The 21,348-nt window shown below is 42.0% G+C and carries 16 protein-coding genes; 5 read left to right on the top strand and 11 right to left on the bottom strand.

The window, feature by feature from the left end:
- Positions 1-7: 7 nt before the first annotated feature.
- The 3 genes from fucP to ACFQ3S_RS08790 all read right to left on the bottom strand — a co-directional run bounded on the left by fucP (position 8) and on the right by ACFQ3S_RS08790 (position 3,954).
- Positions 8-1,246, bottom strand: a complete 1,239-nt coding sequence (fucP, locus tag ACFQ3S_RS08800) for an L-fucose:H+ symporter permease (RefSeq protein ID WP_377163408.1) — start codon at positions 1,244-1,246, stop codon at positions 8-10.
- A gap of 9 nt (positions 1,247-1,255) precedes the next feature.
- Positions 1,256-2,146 carry an ROK family protein gene (locus ACFQ3S_RS08795; RefSeq protein ID WP_377163406.1) on the bottom strand — a complete coding sequence of 297 codons (891 nt, stop codon included), beginning with the start codon at positions 2,144-2,146 and terminating at the stop codon, positions 1,256-1,258.
- Between the two features lie 140 nt (positions 2,147-2,286).
- Positions 2,287-3,954 (bottom strand): alpha-L-fucosidase, encoded by a 1,668-nt coding sequence (locus tag ACFQ3S_RS08790; RefSeq protein ID WP_377163404.1) that lies wholly within the window; start codon positions 3,952-3,954, stop codon positions 2,287-2,289.
- A 331-nt stretch (positions 3,955-4,285) separates the two neighbouring features.
- Between ACFQ3S_RS08790 and ACFQ3S_RS08785 the strand changes: the two genes are divergently transcribed.
- From ACFQ3S_RS08785 to ACFQ3S_RS08765, 5 genes are all read left to right on the top strand, one after another.
- On the top strand, positions 4,286-7,678 hold the full coding sequence (locus tag ACFQ3S_RS08785; protein WP_377163402.1) for a T9SS type A sorting domain-containing protein: 3,393 nt from the start codon (positions 4,286-4,288) through the stop codon (positions 7,676-7,678).
- A gap of 391 nt (positions 7,679-8,069) precedes the next feature.
- Positions 8,070-8,864 carry an alpha/beta hydrolase gene (locus tag ACFQ3S_RS08780; protein WP_377163709.1) on the top strand — a complete coding sequence of 265 codons (795 nt, stop codon included), beginning with the start codon at positions 8,070-8,072 and terminating at the stop codon, positions 8,862-8,864.
- Positions 8,865-8,970: 106 nt separating this feature from the next.
- Positions 8,971-10,020 (top strand): glycoside hydrolase family 53 protein, encoded by a 1,050-nt coding sequence (locus ACFQ3S_RS08775; protein ID WP_377163400.1) that lies wholly within the window; start codon positions 8,971-8,973, stop codon positions 10,018-10,020.
- A gap of 106 nt (positions 10,021-10,126) precedes the next feature.
- Positions 10,127-12,589, top strand: coding sequence for a beta-galactosidase GalA (gene galA, locus ACFQ3S_RS08770; RefSeq protein ID WP_377163398.1), 2,463 nt, complete (start codon positions 10,127-10,129; stop codon positions 12,587-12,589).
- 182 nt (positions 12,590-12,771) lie between these two features.
- Entirely contained in the window at positions 12,772-12,936 is a 165-nt protein-coding gene (locus ACFQ3S_RS08765) for an alpha-L-fucosidase (protein WP_377163707.1), read from the top strand.
- Positions 12,937-13,365: 429 nt separating this feature from the next.
- Here the strand turns inward: ACFQ3S_RS08765 and ACFQ3S_RS08760 are convergent, their stop codons facing one another.
- The 8 genes from ACFQ3S_RS08760 to ACFQ3S_RS08725 are packed head-to-tail and all read right to left on the bottom strand — an operon-like array spanning position 13,366 to position 21,335.
- Positions 13,366-14,418: an L-rhamnose/proton symporter RhaT gene (locus tag ACFQ3S_RS08760; RefSeq protein WP_377163395.1), complete on the bottom strand. Its 1,053-nt coding sequence runs from the start codon at positions 14,416-14,418 to the stop codon at positions 13,366-13,368.
- A 39-nt stretch (positions 14,419-14,457) separates the two neighbouring features.
- On the bottom strand, positions 14,458-15,471 hold the full coding sequence (locus tag ACFQ3S_RS08755; RefSeq protein ID WP_377163393.1) for a zinc-dependent alcohol dehydrogenase: 1,014 nt from the start codon (positions 15,469-15,471) through the stop codon (positions 14,458-14,460).
- A gap of 16 nt (positions 15,472-15,487) precedes the next feature.
- Positions 15,488-16,258, bottom strand: a complete 771-nt coding sequence (locus tag ACFQ3S_RS08750; protein ID WP_377163391.1) for an SDR family oxidoreductase — start codon at positions 16,256-16,258, stop codon at positions 15,488-15,490.
- 2 nt (positions 16,259-16,260) lie between these two features.
- On the bottom strand, positions 16,261-16,704 hold the full coding sequence (locus tag ACFQ3S_RS08745) for a MaoC family dehydratase (protein WP_377163389.1): 444 nt from the start codon (positions 16,702-16,704) through the stop codon (positions 16,261-16,263).
- Positions 16,705-16,710: 6 nt separating this feature from the next.
- Positions 16,711-17,793, bottom strand: a complete 1,083-nt coding sequence (locus ACFQ3S_RS08740; protein WP_377163387.1) for a Gfo/Idh/MocA family protein — start codon at positions 17,791-17,793, stop codon at positions 16,711-16,713.
- Positions 17,777-19,036 carry an extracellular solute-binding protein gene (locus ACFQ3S_RS08735; RefSeq protein ID WP_377163385.1) on the bottom strand — a complete coding sequence of 420 codons (1,260 nt, stop codon included), beginning with the start codon at positions 19,034-19,036 and terminating at the stop codon, positions 17,777-17,779. The genes ACFQ3S_RS08740 and ACFQ3S_RS08735 overlap by 17 nt, the downstream gene beginning before the upstream one ends.
- On the bottom strand, positions 19,033-20,187 hold the full coding sequence (locus tag ACFQ3S_RS08730) for a CaiB/BaiF CoA transferase family protein (RefSeq protein WP_377163383.1): 1,155 nt from the start codon (positions 20,185-20,187) through the stop codon (positions 19,033-19,035). The genes ACFQ3S_RS08735 and ACFQ3S_RS08730 overlap by 4 nt, the downstream gene beginning before the upstream one ends.
- Positions 20,184-21,335, bottom strand: coding sequence for a CaiB/BaiF CoA transferase family protein (locus ACFQ3S_RS08725; RefSeq protein ID WP_377163381.1), 1,152 nt, complete (start codon positions 21,333-21,335; stop codon positions 20,184-20,186). The genes ACFQ3S_RS08730 and ACFQ3S_RS08725 overlap by 4 nt, the downstream gene beginning before the upstream one ends.
- Positions 21,336-21,348: the final 13 nt, after the last annotated feature.

The raw sequence follows: 21,348 nt of genomic DNA, 5'->3' as shown, positions 1-21,348 counted from the left end.
GTAATATTTAGTGCTTGACTTTATAAAATTTGTAGCCGAACATAAAAATAACGGCATAACATATAATTGGTAAGTAGTAGGCTTTTGCAACATCATGATCAGCGATCAGCCCCATTAATAAAGGAAATACCGCACCACCGACCACACCCATGGAAATAAACGAGGATGCTTGCTGGGTGTGCTTACCTAGATTTTTTAGACCAAGGCTAAAGATTGTGGGGAAAAGAATGCTAAAAAGAAAATTGATCATCATCAGAGCGATATAGGATGTCCAACCAAGCCCCTGTGCAACAATTGCGCACATCACCATACTGCCGAATGCAAATATAGCCAGCAACTTATTCGGTGCTACGAAGCGCATAAGGTAAGTTCCGAAAAACCGGCCTAAAGCCATCATTGCCATAAAAATGCTCATGTATCCGCCTGCCGTTTGGTTACTGAAGTGCATCACATCATGCCCATAGTTAATAAAATAAGCCCAGGTGCCTGCCTGTGCAGCCACGTTAAAGAACTGAGCAATTACCGCCCAAACGAAATGACTGTGCTGATAAAGCTTTTTTCCAGGAGCGAGATCGACATTTACTGCTGAAGCATCAACATCCGCAGCAACATGCGGATCATTCAAAACAGGAATCTTCAGGAATACGAAAACTACCGCTATGAGAGCAATGACAATACCGACGCTGACATATAATATTTTAACAGAGCCAAGATCGGAGCTGTCTCCACCCGTTGCCCTCAATAGAAAATACGTTCCGAGGGCGGGGCCAACAATAGTGCCTACGGCATTAAAAGATTGTGAAAAATTAATGCGACGGTCGCTGGTTCGCTGGTCTCCAAGTGCGGCGGCAAAGGGGTGGGCAACGGTTTCCAGCGTAGCCATTCCACATCCGATAATAAATAAGGCAATGCGAAAAAAGCCGAAAGATCCGGCGTTTGCTGCAGGGATAAATAGAAATGTTCCTAATGCGAATAAGCCCAATCCCAAAATTACGCCAGGTTTGTAGCCAAATTTTTTCAAAAAATAACCAGCAGGAATACTCATTACAAAATAGGCTCCGAAAACGGAAAGCTGGATGAGTCCGGATTGGCTTTTAGATAAATTCAAAACATTTTGAAAATGCTTGTTCAGTACATCGCTCATAGAATGCAGAAGACCCCACATTAAAAATAGCGACGTTACAAAAACATAAGTTACAATAAACTTCTTTTCGGTAAAGGCAGCTTTGCCTGATTCTGGTATCATGGGCTTTAATTAAGTTAGAGAAACAGTTTCAAATTGTCCTGCAGCACCAATTAGTGCAGCGGTTTCACCAAGCCCGGCCAGTCTGATCTCTGGCACATTGATTCTTTTAGATAATTCCGGCAAAAATAAACGGGACGCTTTAGTGATATTTCCACATAGGATCAGGGTTTCGGGTTCAATATCCGCGAGAAGTGTACTTAAAAAGTCGGCCATGTTAATGGCAAATTCTTTGAATAGCTGGCGGGAGGTCTGACTTTGATCGGCCTGTTGTGCCAACTCTCTAACACCACTGATTGAAATACCGGTTAACTCATGGTAGCGGCGCTGAAACCAACGAGTAGAAAGAAAATCATCAGCAATACTATCTTTAAAAGGCAAACTACCCCAATTCAAATCTTTTGTTTGTCCGTTAAGGCAATGCGCCGAACCAAAACCTGTTCCCAGCGTAACACCCACAAAGTTCTTGTATCCGCTCCCGGCACCTGACATAGCCTCTCCGGCTATGGTAGCTTCTGCGTCATTTAAAAACTTGATTCTATTCGGATCCAAAGTCAGGGATTCCGCCAGTTTGTGCCTGACGTCCATGCCAAAAAGTGCTTCGTATTTATTAAGTCCTTTAATGCATGAAATGCCTTTTTCGTAATCAAACGGACCAGGCATTGCCAGTCCTAATCCGGAAATCTCAACTCCGCTTAGCTGTGCCGACTTCGAAAGAGCCTGCCCCCAAGTGGAAAATATCTGTGATGCATGACCCTTGCTCATAACCTCTGTTCGTATTAGACTCTGGTCGATGATCGTATTAGTCTTTAGGTCGCACACGGCAGCTGTAATGTGCGATCCCCCAATATCAGCGGTTAACACATAAGGTGTGTTCAGTTCCGGATCGTTCTTGTATATCATGTAGTATCGTTTATTGTGGTTCCGAAATCTTAATTGGGAAACTCAGGTTTAGCAAGGCAATGATAAATTAATAAAACCGGTTTTGCAAATTTCTGTATGTATTCAATTGAAGTTGCTTTAACATTTAAAGATATTTTAGATCAGGCAGAGGTAAGTATTTTGAATACACTGGCATAACTGTCCAAGGGTTTATCCTTTGGCAGTGTTATACGCAAGCCTTCTGGTCTGCGTTCAAACTCCAGCACTTGTTTGGTGCTGAGTAGTTCAACACGTTGGATTGGCCCTTGCAAATTAGCAGACCCATTGGCAAGACTTTTAATAACTATACTATCTGTTTCGGGCCAACCAAAAACTGTAGCAAACAAGATGTTCGGTTTACAGGTGAACCGGATATCTGCCGGCCCAAAGGCCCTTCCTTTACCTTCGTTGAACCCTTCCCGTACCAATTGAGCTTCTGTTTCCTGCGCAGGCCCTTCTCCGAAAATTTTCCAGGGAACGGTGTCATAAATACTTTCTCCATTTACCTTCATCCAGCGTCCTATCTCCTGAACGATCTGTTGTTCTTGATCATCAATAGTGCCATCTCCACGAACGGGGATATTTAAAAGGAGATTTCCATTTTTACTTACGATATCAACCAGCATCTGGATAATGGTTTTTGCTGGCTTATAAGCTTTACGTTCATAGATACTCTGATCATAATGCCAGCTACCTATACAAGTATCGGTTTGCCATGGAAGCGGTTCGATAGCGTTGGTTTTGCCCCGCTCAATATCCCAAACCATCGCTTTGCGCTGATTGAGATCGAGGCCTTTAGCATTCATTACCGCTTTAAGGCTGCCATAGTCTTTAATACTTTTATTGTATAAATGCGCGGTTATTTTCAAACACTCATCACTTAACGGCCAAAATGGTAAAACAGCATCATCAAAATAAACCAGATCCGGATTATAGCTATCAATCAGGTCGATGGTTCTATCGATGAAATTGTTGATGTACCGTTGGGTTGGCTTAGCGGCACCGTTTTGCCAGCGCCATTGCTTATTTTCTAGAATGCCATTAACTCCGCTGTTTTCGCTTAGCGGGTGTTTTTGTTCGTACAATTCCTGCGGATCGAGTCCATTCCACCATTTGCCGGCACCATCCTTTTTTTGCAATTTTCCGTCATATGGCACACCAGCTAAAGACCCTGTTTGATCTGAACGCTGCGCTACTTCGTAAAATGTCCAGGCATGAGAGGCATGAACACTTACCCCAAAAGGTAGCCCCTGCTCTTTCGCTGCTTTTGACCAGCCTCCGATAACGTCTTTTTTTGGACCAACGCGGGTTGAATTCCAATTAGGCTGATATTTGCTACGATATAGATCCAGATTATCATGGTGATTGGCCAGTGCCACAAAATATTGGGCCCCTGCGTTTTTATATAAAGCCACTAAACTTTGAGGATCCCATTTTTCGGCTTTCCATTCATGAATAACATCTTTAAATCCAAATACCGATGGATGCCCATACTTCTTGAGGTGAAACTGATAGGTTTTCGAACCTTCCTCATACATACGTCGTGCATACCAGTCACCTGAGCCAGGCTGGCACTGCGGGCCCCAGTGCGCCCATATTCCAAATTTAGCTTTACTGAACCAGTCCGGTGTGTGGTAGTTCTTTTGTAACGACTCCCAATTGGGTAGAAATGTGCCCGGATGAACTGATGCACCATAATGATCAGGTGATTCGAGAGCTTTTACGTATCGACTGAGGAACAGCGTTGAGGCCGTTAAGCCCATACCTTTAATCAAAGATCTTCTTCTCATAAATTTTTAAATAATGGTTACGGTATAATCTTAAACTGGTTTGTAATATATTGGGTAGCAATATTAATTCAATAAAACCGGTTTTTCATTTTATTTTTAAAAACTTCTATTTTTTCCCGCATGAGATCTGCCAACGAATGTTTTAGATTATAAACCAATCAAATCCGCCTTATAATCAATTAGTTCCTTCAATCATTAATCGTTAAGCTGTATCATACTAAAAATAAAAAAATGTTTGCAAAACCGGTTTTCTTTATTAGGTTTGTTGACCAATTATTGATTACGGCTTAACGTGCCTGTTACCTAATAACCTATTCCAATAAAATCACCTATGAAGACAATCAAATTAGTTTCCATTCTTGGAGTATTTCTTTTAACAAGCCTGACGGCCAGTGCGCAGTTTATATTAGATAATCTTTCTGCCATACCGTCTGCCGCATTCAGCATCCGAAAACTCAAAAGCACGGCTACACTGTCTCTAAAAGTCCGTCGCAGCAGCGATAACACCACCAAGGATATTGGCTTCAACTCAAAGGGAGATTTAGACTTAGGGGGATTAATAACTTTTGTAGGTTCTTCAGGTAACGGTTATGTTGTCACTTGGTATGATCAGTCGGGTAACGGACGGGATGCCACAAATACAACTGCAACGGGTCAGCCACGTATTGTAAATGCGGGTATTATTGATATGCAGGACAATAAGCCTGCTATTATTTGGTCTAACAGCCCATTAACCACCTTAACACCGGCAACACCGTTTATTTCTACAGCAGCTCATACCATTTCAATTGTCAATAAATTATCCCGTACGTCAGGATTTCACGTATTTGTTGGTAATGTGAGCACCAATTACCTGGGTTACACAAGTCCAACGGTTTTTAATCTCGACGTTGGAGGAACCACCTCTGCACAGGCCTATACCACAACCCAAACAACTATATCTAACATTTTAACAAATACCAGAAACGGTGCCAGTGGAGAAGTTTGGAAGAACGGCTCTTTGTTGACTAAAAATACCGGTACCTTGGTTGGTACGGCGGCATCAATGACAGGTTTAGGAGGGTTTAGTACATTTGGTGTATCGGGAAGCACCCCCGAAATCATTATCTTTCAATCAGAGATTTCACCAGCAGACCGCCTTTCTCTGGAAGCAAATCAAAGCGCATATTTTACCATTGCTGTTTCAGGTCAGCCGGTTTTAAATAAAATGACCTCAGCCGCATCGGCAGCCTATAGCCTGCGGCGAGTGAAAAACAATGCTAATTTAGCCGTAAAGGTACGCCGAAGCAATGATAACGCTACTCAGGATATTGGCTTCAATACCGAAGGCTCACTTAACACTACGGCGCTTACTACCTTCGTAGGTTCTGCCAGTGCCTACATAACAACCTGGTATGATCAGTCGGGAAATGGCAGAAATGCAGTCAATACAACAACGTCAGGTCAACCCCGCATAGTCAATTCTGGTGTTATAGAAACGCAAAACGGTAAGCCGACCATCATTTGGTCTAATAGCCCAATCACAACACTAACCGCTCCAACTGCATTTATTTCTACATCTAAACATACCATTTCGGTCGTTAACAAACTGAGCCGCACAACGGGTGCTCATATTTTTGTTGGAAATACTAACACTAACCAGTTCGGTTATTCCCATACCGATACTTTGATATTGAATTCTGCAAGAAGCACTAATCAGCAAGCCTACCAAACTGTTCAAAACACTAATACAAATATTATAACAAATACCGAATCCGGTCCCGTCGGTTCTACATGGAAGAACGGCTCATTGCTTGTTAAAAATTATGGAACGTTAACGGGTACTGTAGGTAATTTTTCGAGTCTTGGAGGATTTAGCACTTACGGCGTATCGGGAAGTATGCCAGAAGTACTCATTTTTGATACTGAGATTTCTGCCACGGATCGCCAAATTATGGAAGCTGATCAATTGGGTTTTTATGGCATTCCTTTAACCAACCTTGCTGCACCCACCTACATTAATGCCATTTCTCTTCCAGCCTCGGTCCTGTTACAATGGACTGCTGTAAAAGGAGCAACTGATTATATCATACAATATAAGGCGTCCAGCGCGAGTACATGGAGTACGTTTGCTGACGGCGTATCTACCAAATTAGGTGTAAAAGTAACCGGGCTTACCAATGGGACTGCTTATGATTTCAGGATAAGCACAGTTGATGCGTCATCCGGAATAGGTCCGGTAAGTACATTGCGAACAGCCACGCCTTCTGCAGGTTCAGTAGCTAATTATAATCAGCATATTTTAATCAGCGGACAGAGTCTTTCTTTAGGATGGAATGGAACACCGGCCTTAACCCTTACGCAGCCATACAGTAACAAAATGCTTAACCTTGAAGCAACTGCACTGCTTCCTTTAGTTGAGCCAGCCACCAATGCAAGACCGAATGCCGAATCGATGAGCAGCGCCTTAGCTAACAAACTTTCAAACTTATCAAGTACATCTAATTCTATCGTATCCCTAAACGGAATTGGTGGAACAGAGTATAACCTATTGAAAAAGGGAACGACAGCTTATCAGAACGGAATCGGTTATATTGCTGCCGGTATGGAATTATCTGTTCAAATTAACAAACCTTACCGGGTGTCTGCTACGGCAACAGTTCACGGAGAAAGAGACGAGCAGATAAATACAACCGCTAGTCAATACAGAACCTTTCTTGAAGATTGGCAACAGGACTATCAAAACGATATGACTGCTATAACCGGACAATCGGAAACTATTCCACTCTTTCTCTGTCAGGAGTCTTCATGGAATGTATTCAGAACCTTTCCGAGAGTAGCTCTAGGACAATATGCGGCGGCAAAAAATAATCCCGGTAAAATTTACCTGGTTGCACCTAAATATATGCTCGATTATAGCGATAATTTACATTTAACTAATTATTCGTACAGGCGCCTTGGCGAATATTATGGAAAAGTTATTAAAAAGGTTTTGGTTGATAATCAGGCATGGCTTCCCCTATCTCCAAAATCGGTGAATATTTCCGGCAATATTATTACAGTTCAGTTTAATGTGCCTGTGGGGCCGCTTGTTTTTGATACAACAGCAGTGATGTCAACGGCTAACTACGGATTTGAATATAGAGATGATTCGAATTCTGCATCATTGACGGGCAAAAGTGGTATCAGTATTATAGCCCCGGATAAAGTCAGACTTACTTTAACAAATGCTCCAACGGGGAATAATCCAAAACTTCGTTACGCTTTTTCTGCAGTGCTGGGCTCATTAACCGGAAGAAATATAGCCGGTTCTCCAAAAGGCAATTTACGGGATTCAGATCCTACGACAGCGTTATATCAGGATGCAAATGTTCCTGCAACCATGGGAAATATACTCCGGAATTGGTGTATAACGTTTGAGGAACCGGTGGTGACAACGTTAGCCGGACTTGTACCCCAGGAAGACTTTAAATCAAGTAATGTAGAAACAACGGATCCAGAACTGACTCAATCCGGAGGTTTTAAATTTTATCCTAATCCAGTTGACAGGCTTCTCATGGTTACGGCAAAAGCACCCTTTAGTTACCAAATTTTAGATCATCAAGGCAAAATCTTATTACATGGAAGTTCTGATAAGATTTCAACGGTACAGGTGGATGTTAGCTGGATTCCATCGGGGAATTATTTTTTACATGTGAAAACAGCGAATAGCGTTAACCGGAAACAAATTATTGTAAGTCACTAAATGACCTGTTCCATTCATTATTAATCAGCTAAAAATAAGGACTAGTAAGTAAATTAATATCGGTCAGTAAACAGGCTAAGTAATCTTAAATCTGATCGGTGTTAATTAATAAATTGAAGCATAGCAGTCGTTAATTGTTAACGCAATACTTCTTTCCGCGGTATAGTTATTAAACGAATTAGTAAACTTCCTGCCAGTTAGCTGGCTGCCCAATTATATTAATAAGGAATATACGCCATTAGTTTGTCAAATCAATTTGTATGTAAGGACCAGCTATGGTGTGTGGACTAGAATATAACACCTAGTTTTCTGTTGAACAAATCAGAGCTTAGCATTAAATATGAAATTTTTTAGCACTTTACTAAAATCGTTTTCACTCTTGGCATTACCAATGCTTTCATGGGCGGCAAAAGTTGACACCATAAGTACTTACAGCATTGTTATGCATAAAAGTATTAAGTCAGTTGTAATTATTCCGGACAGTTATTCCGGTCGGAATAGGTACCCAGTTGTGTATCTTTTACACGGCTACGGAGGTAATTACTCCAACTGGATGAAAAATGTCAAGGAGCTTAAGACATGGGTAGATCAATACCAGTTACTCATTGTTTGCCCTGATGGTGGCTGGAGCAGTTGGTACCTGGACAGCCCGGTAGACAGTACATCCAGGTATGAAAGTTATGTCGCATCGGAACTGGTTGGTTTTGTTGACAAGAATTTCCATACCATCCCGAAACGAACTGCCAGGGCCATAACAGGCTTAAGTATGGGAGGACATGGCGCTTTATACCTGGCTATTAAGCACCAAGATGTTTTTGGCGCAGCAGGGAGTATGAGCGGCGGCGTAGACATCAGGCCTTTTCCGGGAAACTGGGAACTGGCTAAACGATTGGGAACTTTTGCTAAACAACAAGAAAACTGGGATAAGAACACCGTAATTAATATGCTTAACCTATTGTCCCCAAACAGCCTTGCGCTAATGATGGACTGCGGGACGGAAGATTTCTTTTATAAAGTTAACCTCGCCCTTCATGAAAAACTGCAGTACCTGAATATCCCCCACGACTACGTCGCACGACCGGGTACGCACAATTGGTCTTATTGGTCCAATGCCATTGGCTATCAGCTATTATTCATGCATAATTATTTTTCTCAAAATCAACCGCTGAGGCCGGAAGGCCATTAAAGAGGAATTACCAAGTTTAGCCTGGAAACTTCAGAATAAGATCTTTTGTAATTTCAGTCCATGACATTGAAAAGGACTAATGTTTATAAACTAATGATAACAACTTATGAAGAAAATCAATACGGGGTCAGCCTTTTGTTTCTTGCTTTTTATTATAGCGGCAGGGTGCACCGTAAAAAAAATCTCCACAGTAAATCACGCTAATAATTTTGTTAAAGGCGCAGACGTAGGTTGGTTACCGCAAATGGAAGCCACCGGGTTTAAGTTTTATAATACAAACGGCAAAGAAGAAGACTGCCTTAAAATTTTGAAAGAACGCGGTATCAATACTGTTCGGCTCAGGGCTTGGGTTAATCCATCGGATGATAAAACAAGAGGGCATTGCAGTACTGAAGAAACTGTAGCTATGGCTGTAAGGGCACAAAAATTAGGGATGCGCGTGATGATCGATCTCCATTACAGTGACAGTTGGGCTTCTCCATTGAAACAGAAAAAACCTAAAGCTTGGGAAGGGCATGATTTTCCTCATTTATTAACTGATGTTTATGAATATACGCTGGGTATAATGAAGTCATTAAAGGCAGCAGAGGTTACTCCGGAATGGGTACAATTAGGCAACGAGATACCCGGCGGAATGATATACCCGGAAGGAAGTACTTCTAACTGGAACCAATTATCGCAATTAATTAATAAGGGTTATGATGCTGTTAAATCAGTTAGCACTAAAACGAAAGTGATATTACACATTGACCGGTGCAATTATAACGACCGCTTTCGAATTTGGTTTGACAACGCCACATCACATAGTAAAAAATACGATGTTATAGGTTTTTCGTATTATCCCTACTGGCTTAAAGGCAAGCCTGATTATACACTTTCTATTGATGATTTGGGAAATAATTTAAAAGATATGGCTTCAAGGTATCACAAAGAAGTGATGGTTGTAGAAGTAGGTGGCGAAGCTACAAAAGCGCAAAACACACATGATATGCTATTGGCTGTTCAAAAGAAAGTAAGGGAAGTGCCTGATGGCAAAGGCTTAGGTGTAATTTATTGGGAGCCAGAGGGCGCCGGCATTTGGAGCCATTATGCCTTAAGTGCGTGGGGCGACGACGGTAAACCAACCAAGGCACTAAATGCTTTTATAAACAATTGATAATAATTCATTGCTTGAACATTTTGTACCGTTTTCTATTACCTGTGCGCTAAGAAAAATGCACGGTCGGACAACAATGTTTAAGGTATTTTTAAATTTAATTCTAATGAAAACAACGTACTGCAATGACAATTTGATGGGAATTGTAAAAATCATCATTGTATTTTTAACAGTTTACACGGCTAATATTCCTTATCAATCATACGCACAATCGCAAAGGCTAAACCTAAATTTTGATGCTGACTGGCAATTTCACAAAGGCGATATCGCTATCAAAAAGGCGGTGAAAGCTGGACGACAAGGCGGCCTGACAGATGCAAATGTTAAATTGATAACCGGAGATGAAGAGATAATTGCTTATACCGATAAAAACAAGATTGTTCCTTATAAACCTACCGACTGGCAAAACATTAACCTGCCTCATGACTGGTTAGTTGATGAACCCGTGGTGAATGATAATACGATCGGTAGCCAGCGAGCCAGTAATGGGTATCATCCGGGTGGAATAGGTTTATACAGAAAGGAATTCAGCGTTGCCGAGACCGACAAAAGCAAGAAAATTACCATAGAATTTGACGGAATATTCAGGAATAGTACGGTTTGGGTAAATGGACATTTGATGGGCAACCACCAAAGTGGATATATACCGGTTAATTATGACCTGACAGATGTGCTGCGATATGGCACGGAGGGGAAAAATGTGATTTTAGTTAAGGTAGATGCCACCGATTACGAAGGTTGGTGGTATGAAGGTGCCGGAATTTATCGTCATACATGGCTAACAAAAACGGACCGTGTTCATGTGACCAGGTTTGGAACCTTTGTAACCACTCCGCAGTTGTCTGCCAGCGAAGCCCGGGTTAATATAAAAACCACAATACAGAATGAGAATTCTACTTCGAAAAGCATAACGCTCATTTCTAAAATTTTAGATAGTAAAGGAACTGTGTTAGATGTACAGACCGCGACTCAAACGGTAGCACCTTACGACCAGCAGGTAGTTGCGCAAAACGGACTTATTAAACATCCCTCGCTGTGGTCACCGGAAGCGCCGACTTTGTATAAACTGCATACCGAAGTTAAAGAACGCGATAATCTGCTTGATACTTATGAAACCACTTTCGGCGTAAGAACGGTTGAGCTAACTAACCAGGGCTTTTTTCTGAATGGAAAGCTTTATCCAATAAAGGGCACGGCGAACCACCAGGATTTTGCAGGTGTCGGCGTTGCGCTGCCAGATAAAATAAACGAATATAAAATAAAGCTCCTCAAGGAAATGGGATGCAATGGCTATCGCTCTGCGCATAACGCACCGAACCCTGAGTTGCTGCATATATGTGATAGCCTGGGTATGCTTGTGCTTGATGAAAACCGGTTGTTGTCTAGTACTGAAGAGGGCATCAAAGATCTAACAACATTAGTGCTGCGTGACAGAAACCACCCTTCGGTGATGATGTGGAACCTCGAAAATGAAGAAAACCTGGAAGGTAATGTAACAGGAACAAGAATCTTGCAAACTCTGGCTGCAACTGTACACAAGCTTGACCCTACGCGGCAGGTAACGGCAGCAATGAACCATGGCTGGAACGAAGGCGGATACAGCGATGTATTAGACGTTGTCGGCTATAATTACGGTCAACGCGGGATGCAATACGTTAAAGATCACGAAAAGTTTCCAAACCGTAAAATGTTGGTTACGGAATCAACCAGCTATGTATCAACACGTGGTGAATATGAAGATAATAAGGAAAAAGCCTACGTTTCTAATCTCGGGAAGGGTGTAGGCTGGGGATTACAACCTGGACAAGATTGGAAACATATCGTGCTTTACCCTTATTTAAGCGGAACCTTTGCATGGACAGGATTTGATTACCGGGGCGAACCCACGCCTTACCTATGGCCAAATATAAGTTCGCATTTCGGTATCATGGACCTATGTGGTTTCCCCAAGGATGGTTACTACGCGTATAAAGCAGCCTGGACTACAGTGCCAACGGTACATATATTCCCACATTGGAACTGGCCCGGAAAAGAAGGTAAAACAATTAAGTTACGCGGATACACTAATTGCGATGAAGTTGAAGTTTTTGTTAATGGCAAAACATTGGGAAAGAAAAAGATTGAACCTTTTGATTATTTCGAATATGACGCGATCTACCAACCGGGCAGGCTTGAGGTAAAAGGATTTAAACAAAATAAATTAATCACAAAAGAGGTAATTGAAACAACAAATAAGCCTTCCCTATTGGCGTTGGTTAGTGATACCCAAACGCTGAAGGCTAATGGTACAGACGTAGCCATTGTAAATATTGCGGTAAAAGACAATAAAGGCCGCGTGGTGCCGACAGCAGATAATTTGGTTAAGTTTTCGATCGCCGGTCCGGGTAGGATCATTGGTGTAGGCAACGGCGACCCGAGCAGCCATGATCCGGAAAAATCTAATCAGCGGAAGGCCTTCAATGGCTATTGCCAGGTTTTAATACAAACCAATAAAAGCCCAGGGAAAATTTTGCTAAAAGCTACTTCGGCAAATTTGAGAGACGCGGAAGTAATTTTACAAGCGTATTAAATATATTAAACGTTAAAATAATATGCTCAAGCTGAAATTTAAAATACAAATTGCAATTGCATTACGATGGTGTTACCTCCTTATTTGGCTTTTTTCCCGGACAGTTGTTTGCACGCAGGATAGGCGCATTCAGTAACCCATCGTATCAGGATATAAGATATTATATCCTGATGGAAAGCTGAATATGGAACCCCGAGCAGTTGGTGGCTTTATATAAAAAAGCAGGTGCAAAATTCTTTGTGAGCATGAGTTTACATCATGATAATTTTTTTCTTCCAAATTCAAAATTACCCCGCTGCAATTCTGTCAATATTAGCCCGCATAAAGATGTGTTTGGAGTATGGTAAAAATCGGCTAAGGCGCAGGGGCTATATTTTAAAGTAGCATAATAGTTAATCAATAATGGCTGGAATTTTTTCGCTCTAAACAATCTTTTATCGACCCATCGATTGGCCATTTATTTGCGAAATAATACTGCCTAGCCACCAATTCACTGAACCTAGACAGTTAATTAAATATAATGCAAATTGCATTTTTAGCTATGAATGTTAAAATCCGGCAAACTAAGAGTTTTAAAGCCTCTTTACCTCATCAACCGAATTCCGATCGTTAGTTTCAGCCAAAATAATCTTATAAAAAGTGGATCTGTTTTAAAATTAGTGATGCCCGAAATTATTGAGTCCTGTTTGATAACGTGAAAAAGTTTTAGATGTTAGCCGTGTCTAGGTATAATTTTCAACCTTTTGTCCAAAGAGTGTTTGTAAATGTTTCTTTAACTAATGGCCACTTACGGTTTCGCCCATAGAGCTTCCATATGTCATCATAACAAAAGAACAACACAATATAAAAAGGGCAATAATAAGAATTAAAGAAGCTTTTTTTGAAACGTCCTTCCATTCCTTCATAATCAATCCAACTACATAACTAAAAAATATGAGCATAGACATATGTATTAGCCAACTAGCAAATTGAAAATTCCCCATTTTCACATGACCCAAGCCGTAAAAGAAAAACTGCATACACCAAAGAAAACCTGCCAAAGCCGACCATAGAAAGTTCCTGATCAAATCGCGAATCGCTAAGCCACCAGAAATTGACATCTCCTTCAATTCCTTATTTTTATACCCTAAATAAAGGAACCAAATTAAATTCACCACAAAACATCCGGATGTGGCTACCACCAACTTGGCATTGCCTTCAAACTGACCGGCCCCAGCTATTGCGGCGGCATCAGCCAACGGCTGGCCATACTCTAGCGCGATATTAAAAACTGCCGACAAGAGCCCGCCAATGATGGTAAGTATAAGCCCTTTTCGCATATTAAATGTTTTATCCGCGCCTAACTCTCTTTCCTTTTTGAATCCTGCCCAGCCGCATAAAATAATTCCCAGAAGCGCTGTTAACATTGCCAGAAAAACAATACCCCCGCCTGGTCTTGTAAAATAGCTTACTAAATTTCCTTTGATAATCAGAGGCACGAGGGTACCTAAAATAGCAGAAATACCTATAGAAATCGTGTAGGTGAGCGAATAACCAATATGCCTGATAGCGTAGCCGAATGACATTCCACCGAAACCATAGCATGCACCTAAGATAAATGTCCCTCCGAGAATTAATGGTTGTGCCCGGTTGATAATGCCGATAAAATCGGTCACGGTCAAAATAGCCAATAACAAGGGGATTAATAACCATGCAAATAATGCTTGTACTAACCAAAAAGAAGTCCAGGACCACTTTTTTGTTTGATGATAAGGAAGATAACAAGTTGATGCAGATATTCCTCCGATAGCATGTAAAGCGGTACCAGCAATTGGATTAGGTGTGATCATCACGATGTAATTTACTTAAATAATTTTTAACCGATTAGCTCAATCAACTTTCAAAAGGTATTTTATACCTGCTGGATTTTCATCAATCGCTTTAAAAACCTCACTAATTTTTTCCAATGGGCTGATGCTTGTAATTAATTCTTCCAGTGGTAAATTGCCAGATGCAGCGATTTGAATAGCTTCGTCAAAATCTTCAGGTTCATAGACCCTAACGCCGATAAGTTTTAATTCTCTCCAAAAAAACCTGAATAAATCAATCTCCCGTTTGACACCGTGAATGGCGACCATAATTATTCGTCCGCGTGCTCGGGCTAACTGGGTCATTATTTCGACTGTCGGAATAACGCCAGCTACTTCAAAGACAACATCCGCCATCGCTCCATGAGAGAATACCTCCACTGCTGAAACTAAGTCATCCAAATTTGGATTAACTACATTAATCCCTAAAGACTTGGCCATTTGTGCTCGGTTAATGTTAGGCTCAGATAGCAAAACACTTGCATTTTTATATTGCGCAATAAGTGCTATCAATACTCCGATAGGGCCACCGCCAAGTACAACAACATTTTCTCCGGCCTTCAATTCACTGAGCCGTACGTCATGACACGCAACTGCCAATGGCTCTATTAATGCACCAATATGCAAAGGCATGTCCTCTGGTAACAAATGCAAAGTATATGCTGGTACGTTCCAGTATGTCTGCATACCGCCCGGGGAATCAATACCTATAAACTTCAGGTTTTTTCCAATATGTAACTGGCCATTATCTGCAGCATCTTCAAGACCTGGCTGAAGTGGGCGTATTGCAACATGATCACCTTTTTTAAATTCGGCGACATCCGGGGCAACCTCTTCAATGACCCCAGCCACTTCGTGTCCAATGATTTGTGGAATTTGCACACGCTGGTCCATTTTACCATGATAAATATGGACATCAGTGCCACAAACACCACAATAAGCGATCTTTACCCTAACCATGCCTGGTATCAAGGCTTCTTGGGTGCCCGGCCTGATATCAAATTTTTCATTTCCGCAATAATATGCTGCTTTCATAATTCTTTTTTAATAATTAGCGTCCCATCCAGCCGCCATCTACGGTCAAAATTGTACCATTAACATAGTCTGAAGCATGTGAAGACAAAAATATCACCGCTCCTCCAAGATCTTCGGCCTGACCCCACCTGCCGGACGGGATACGTGCTAAAATGGCCGCATTCCGACCTTTGTCTTCCCGGAGGGCGGTTGTATTATCGGTTGTGATATAACCTGGAGCAATAGCATTCACATTAACTCCGCTAACAGACCATTCGTTGGCAAGTGCTTTGGTCAATTGTCCAATAGCGCCTTTCGAAGCGGCATAACCAGGCACGTTTATACCCCCTTGAAAAGTCAATAAGGAAGCTGTAAAAACGATTTTGCCATAGCCTTTAGCAACCATTTCTTTCCCAAACTCCCTGGATAGTATAAAGGGCGCATTTTGATTGATTTCAACTATTTCATCCCAATAGGCGTCCGGGTGATCAACTGCTGGCTTTCTAAGAATATTTCCGGCATTGTTAATTAAGATGTCGACGGGTGGACAATCAGCTTTTACTTGATTAATAAATGTATACAACGACTCCCGGTTCTTAAAATCGCATTGATAAGCGAAAAACTTGCGGCCTGCCTCCATTACAGCCAGTTCGACTTCGCTGCCGGATTTTTCCAGTGTAGCTGATACACCTATAATATCCGCACCCGCGTTAGCGAGCGCTAAAGCAAAGGCTTTGCCTATACCGCGCTTGCAGCCGGTGACTAAAGCAGTCTTTCCGGCTAAATTAAATTGCTTTAAAAAATCCATGTTTAATTTTTTCTTTTAGCTAGTAAAATATGATCACATACCAGCACCACCTGTTGATGTTGATTACTTACTTCCACGTGCTCTACCACTTTCCCGAAACCTGTTTTTTTATCGTCGGCAAGTTCACTAATGGTTACATGCGTGGTAATGGTGTCACCAATATGCACAGGTTTTACAAACCGTAACCGGTCGTAGCCCTTAGAAAAAGCTTCAGGATTAATTTCTAACGCAGTTTGTCCAATAGCCACGCTGAAAACTAAGGTGCCGTGCGCTATTCGCTGCTTGAAAGATTGTGTTTTACACCATTCTGCATCCATGTGATGAGGAAAAAAATCTCCTGTATGACCAGCGTGAATCACAAAATCAGTTTCCGTGATCGTACGTCCCAGTGTGGCGCGTGTTTCGTTTAAAATATAATCTTCAAAAAATTTCGATCGGATAAACATATCTTTCTATTTTAAATTAAATGCATCCGCGTCAGGGCGTATGCCATGCGTATGATTAGACTTATAAGCAGCTTCAATAACTGCCATTGTATGAATCACGTCGTCAATTCCGGTAGGTAAAATATTACACTCACCATTGGCAAACATCATCAGTGCGGACATAGTGCCGATAAACGCGTCAGGAAACCAACTACCTACCAATTCAAGCTGCTGCCATACTGGAGCTTCGCCAGGTACTTTCAGGCAATATTCAAAGCAATCCGGTACGCCTTTGGGATAATCCAACAATAAACCCATTTTAGCTTTGATGGCGCCTTTGGTTCCTTCCCATTTGATAAAACTTTCTTGATTGTGCAACCCGAATTCATGATCATGATTGGTATTAATGACCGCGTGAAGCGCATCGCCGTAGTCTAAAATTAATGTAGACCGGGTTGATGCATAATTTTTGGAGGGATGTTTTAACGTTTTGGCGTAAACTCCGTCCGGGTTTCCTAAAAAAGACCTGATCAGATCAATATAATGAATGCTATGCATTTGAATTTCTAGCCGCGGGTGGTTCACCACATTGGGAAAGATACCCCAAGGTGTATGGGTGGTCAATCTAACCTCCATATCATAAACCTGCCCGATAAAGCCTTCATCAATCAGATAACGTGCTGCCAGAACAAAAGGCGCATAGCGTAACTGACAATTAACTGCTGCCTTAAGCTTCTTTCGTTTGCAAACTGCATAAATTTCGCTGGTTTGCTCGAAATAATCACCCATGGGTTTTTGTATCAAAACAGCTGCCCCATCGGGTAGCTTGTTCAAGGCGTCTACAAATTGATCCGGCATTAATGTAAGGTCGTAAATTACATTATTGGGAGCATGTTCAACGGCTTCGGTAAGGGAGGTAAAAACGTGAGGTATACCATAAACTTCCGCAAGTTCCTGGGCTCGTGCCATACTACGATTGGTGATGCCAAAAACTTCAAAGCCAGCTTTTTTGTAAGCAGGTAAATGAGCGTCCCGTACGATGCCTCCAGCCCCAATGATGATGATAGAAGGAGGGTTTTTCGGTAATTCGGGCTTATAAGGTATATTCATCTTTTGGGTACAACAGGTCCAGTTCTATTTGAGCATCTTTAACTATAGCAGAAACCTCGCGGTCGGTGCGAATAACGTTGATCACCATGTCATCGATAATTTTTGCTATATCGGCCCAATTTGTTTGTCGAGGGAGAGATTTGGCGTTAATATGGAGCGGTTCCAATTTATGGTAGAAGGGAACGGCCGCATTGACTTCTGTGTCCCGCCAAGTGGACAGCCTGCAGCCAATACCGCCCTCAAGTGTAAGGAGCTTATCATTTTCCTCATTTATTGCGTAACGAAGGAGATCGTAAGCCAGCAATTTATTAGTGCTTCCTGTAGGTATGATATACAACCAATAAGCATTAAACGACACGCTATGGCCACCAATACCAAACGGTATATCTGCAACGTCAACTTTGCCTTTAACCAAAGAATCGGGATGAACCTCGCTCATAGAGGCAAAGCCAAACCAATTGATCATCATAGCCAGTTCGCCAGATGCAAATGCAAGACCCAATTTAACGGAATCTAAAGACGGACTTAATGGGTGAATTGCAGCTTTATTGCGGAGCATTTCACGGTAAAATAATAAGCCATTAATTGCTTCTGCTGAATTAAGGTTTACCCGGCCATTGTCGTCAGTAAGTTCTCCACCTCTGGTCCAAAGCTGAAGGCAGAAATCAAAAACAGTGTTATGACCATCGGGGTAAGCCGCAAATGCTGTTCCGTAGAGTCCTCTATACGGGCGATGAAAAAATTCAGCTACCTCAGTAAATTCATTCCAGTTACGAGGAACTTGCAGAACTTTACCATACTTAATAAAAAACTGTTCCTGCTCTTGCTGATCTTCAAATAGATCTTTCCGATAAATTAAGCATTCAGGGCCGTCGTGAAATGGAAGTCCAGAAATTTGGTGTTCAAATTGTTGCATACCCAATAATGACGGGGGCCATCCCTCAGGAAATCCTTCAGGAGGGTCCTGATCAATATACGATGTCAAGTCTGTTACCAGTCCCTTGGCATGAGCTTCGGTGATCCAATCCGTATTAAGAATAGCCAAATCCCACTCTTCTGTGCTTAATTCTTGGTTTTTAATTAGTCTGTCATATAGATCGTGCAAAGGTAGCGCGTGGATTTCCAATTCCTGTTTGCACCCGGTCTTACGGCAATACTGATCCCATATCTTTTTCACAGTGACTTCGAATGGCGAAAACTCCCTCAAAGCTATTTTGAATTTCGTTTTTACCTGCGTCGTCATAAAGAATTGGTCATTAAAAGTTCGTTAGTGATTTGCGCGGTATGTTCTCCTAATGTTGGTGCAGCGGTGGAAGAAAAATATGGTTCACCATCTATTTTAATAGGACACCTTGTTGTCAAGTAAGAAAAGTCATCTTTCATCTGAACGCGCTGAACCATTTCCAGGGACTTAAATGCTTCGTGATTGACCAATTGTTGCCAGTTCAAAACCTCGGCGCACCAAATATCAGCCGGTTCCAATATTTGAAGCCAATGCTGTGTAGCCTTACTTAATAAATGATCGGCCAATATGCTTTTTATCTTTTCCCGCTCATGGAACCAGCTAGCAGGTTGCTGATATTCCTGTAATTCGGAACAGCCTAGCAGACTACCGAGTTCGGGGACCGATGCCATGGCGATAGCCAAAAATCCATCCGCTGTTTTATAAACACCATAAGGTGCTCCAAGATAAGCATGTGCGCTATTATGGAGTGTCCTGCGGGTAGGCTGGCCACCGTCCCGGTAATAAGTCGTAATTGTTTCAAATTGAAAATCAGCTGCAACCTCTAACATGCTTACCTGCACTAGCGTTCCTTCTCCTGTAATACCGCGTTGGACGAGGGAAGCCATAATCCCTTGCACTAAGTATGTTCCTGTCAATATATCGATAATGGAAATACCCATTGGTACAGCCCCTTTATCGCTATTGCCATTGAGCCCCGTTAAACCACTAAGCGACTGCACTAATAAGTCCTGGCCGGGCTTACCAGCCCATGGCCCGTCCACACCATAGCCAGAAATTTCTGCGTAAATTATGGAGGTATTAATTTGCTTTATCAAATCATAGTCAAGCTTTAATCTTTCCATCACGCCAGGCCTGAAATTATGAATTAGAACATCCGCCATTTTGATTAATTTAATAACCTGATTATAATCTGCTGACTGCTTGAGATCAGCTATGAAGCTTTCCTTATTCCGGTTTATGGCATGAAAAATAGAAGATTCCCCATTTAAATCAAGGTTAGAAACGTATAATGACCGGCAAATATCTCCTGTTACAGGTCTTTCGATTTTGATCACGCGAGCACCCAAATCGGCTAATCTTAAACTGGCAGACGGCCCAGAGAGAAACTGGCTTAAATCGATTACTAGCAAATCAAGTAATGGTTTCATGATAGATTTAGTTTGAACTCCGAATTGATCTGTTGTGTGTGCTGTCCTAATACCGGAGCAGGCCTGGCAGCGGTTAAGCGTTGTCCATTTAATCTAACAGGATACCTGGTGGTATGTATGTTATCTCCGCTTGTAGTTACAACCGTTTGATCCATTTGTAGAACTTTATAAGCTGCATGGTTCAAAAGCTCTTTATAGTTGAAAACAGCGGCACACCAAACATCTTCCGGCTCTAAAAGATCAAGCCATTCCTGGGTTGTTTTATGCTTCAGCAAATCCTGTAGGATAGCCATGATCTCATCCCGCTTTTCAAACCAGTCAGAACTGTCAAGGAAGGTAGCTAAGCGGTCCGTATGGAGGAGGTTGCCCAATAAGACAACTTCCTCCATAGCTAAAGCCAGGTAGCTATCCTTCGTCTTGTAGATACCGTAGGGGGCACTAAGGTAAGCGTGAGCATTTCCTTGAGCTGATCTTTGGGGCAGCTTGTTCCCGTCATTCAAAAATGTGGTCAAAGCTTCAAATTGCAGATCTATTAACGACTCAAGGAGACTCACTTCGACAAGCGCACCCTGTTTGGTTTTGCCCCGCCTGATCAATGCAGCAAGTATGCCTTGCACAAAATGGGCACCGCAAAAAATGTCTGCAACAGCCAAGCCAAATGGAGTAGGTGGATCTGTCTTGTCCCCGGATAGCCAAGTCAGTCCGGATAAAGCCTGCACCAGCAGGTCTTGTCCGGGTTTGGCTGCCCAAGGTCCCTGATTACCATAACCGGTAATTGTAGCATATACAATCTGGGGGTTTAACGCTTTAACCTGATCATATCCCAAACCGATTTTCTCCATCACCCCAGGCCGGAAATTATGCGTCATTACGTCTGCAACTTTAATAAGCTTCCTTATGCTTGCCAAGTCCTCAGGTGACTTGAGATCGGCCGTGTAGGATTCTTTATTTCGATTGACGGTATGGAATACTATACTATCATCTCCCGAAAAAAGGTTATTAATTGCAATTTTCCGGCCCCCTTCTCCTGTACCCGGTCGCTCTATTTTAATAACCCTGGCTCCCATATCCGCCAGCCGCAATCCGGCAGACGGGCCAGCCATATATTGGCAAAATTCTAATATTATAAGGTTTTCTAAAGGGAGCATCTTATGACATGGG

The sequence above is a fragment of the Mucilaginibacter terrae genome, from assembly GCF_042679325.1.
GTDB lineage: Bacteria > Bacteroidota > Bacteroidia > Sphingobacteriales > Sphingobacteriaceae > Mucilaginibacter > Mucilaginibacter terrae.
Note: the sequence above shows the minus strand (reverse complement) of the source record. Positions and strands in the feature narration are given on the sequence as shown.

Bases quoted from the DNA above. Each gene is read 5' to 3' on its own strand.
- ACFQ3S_RS08775 (WP_377163400.1), top strand. From the start codon at position 8,971: ATGAAGAAAATCAATACGGGGTCAGCCTTTTGTTTCTTGCTTTTTATT.
- ACFQ3S_RS08795 (WP_377163406.1), bottom strand. From the start codon at position 2,146: ATGATATACAAGAACGATCCGGAACTGAACACACCTTATGTGTTAACC.
- ACFQ3S_RS08790 (WP_377163404.1), bottom strand. From the start codon at position 3,954: ATGAGAAGAAGATCTTTGATTAAAGGTATGGGCTTAACGGCCTCAACG.
- galA (WP_377163398.1), top strand. From the start codon at position 10,127: ATGAAAACAACGTACTGCAATGACAATTTGATGGGAATTGTAAAAATC.
- ACFQ3S_RS08740 (WP_377163387.1), bottom strand. From the start codon at position 17,793: ATGAATATACCTTATAAGCCCGAATTACCGAAAAACCCTCCTTCTATC.
- ACFQ3S_RS08750 (WP_377163391.1), bottom strand. From the start codon at position 16,258: ATGGATTTTTTAAAGCAATTTAATTTAGCCGGAAAGACTGCTTTAGTC.
- ACFQ3S_RS08730 (WP_377163383.1), bottom strand. From the start codon at position 20,187: ATGAAACCATTACTTGATTTGCTAGTAATCGATTTAAGCCAGTTTCTC.
- ACFQ3S_RS08735 (WP_377163385.1), bottom strand. From the start codon at position 19,036: ATGACGACGCAGGTAAAAACGAAATTCAAAATAGCTTTGAGGGAGTTT.
- ACFQ3S_RS08725 (WP_377163381.1), bottom strand. From the start codon at position 21,335: ATGCTCCCTTTAGAAAACCTTATAATATTAGAATTTTGCCAATATATG.
- ACFQ3S_RS08755 (WP_377163393.1), bottom strand. From the start codon at position 15,471: ATGAAAGCAGCATATTATTGCGGAAATGAAAAATTTGATATCAGGCCG.
- ACFQ3S_RS08780 (WP_377163709.1), top strand. From the start codon at position 8,070: ATGCTTTCATGGGCGGCAAAAGTTGACACCATAAGTACTTACAGCATT.
- ACFQ3S_RS08745 (WP_377163389.1), bottom strand. From the start codon at position 16,704: ATGTTTATCCGATCGAAATTTTTTGAAGATTATATTTTAAACGAAACA.
- ACFQ3S_RS08760 (WP_377163395.1), bottom strand. From the start codon at position 14,418: ATGATCACACCTAATCCAATTGCTGGTACCGCTTTACATGCTATCGGA.
- ACFQ3S_RS08785 (WP_377163402.1), top strand. From the start codon at position 4,286: ATGAAGACAATCAAATTAGTTTCCATTCTTGGAGTATTTCTTTTAACA.
- fucP (WP_377163408.1), bottom strand. From the start codon at position 1,246: ATGATACCAGAATCAGGCAAAGCTGCCTTTACCGAAAAGAAGTTTATT.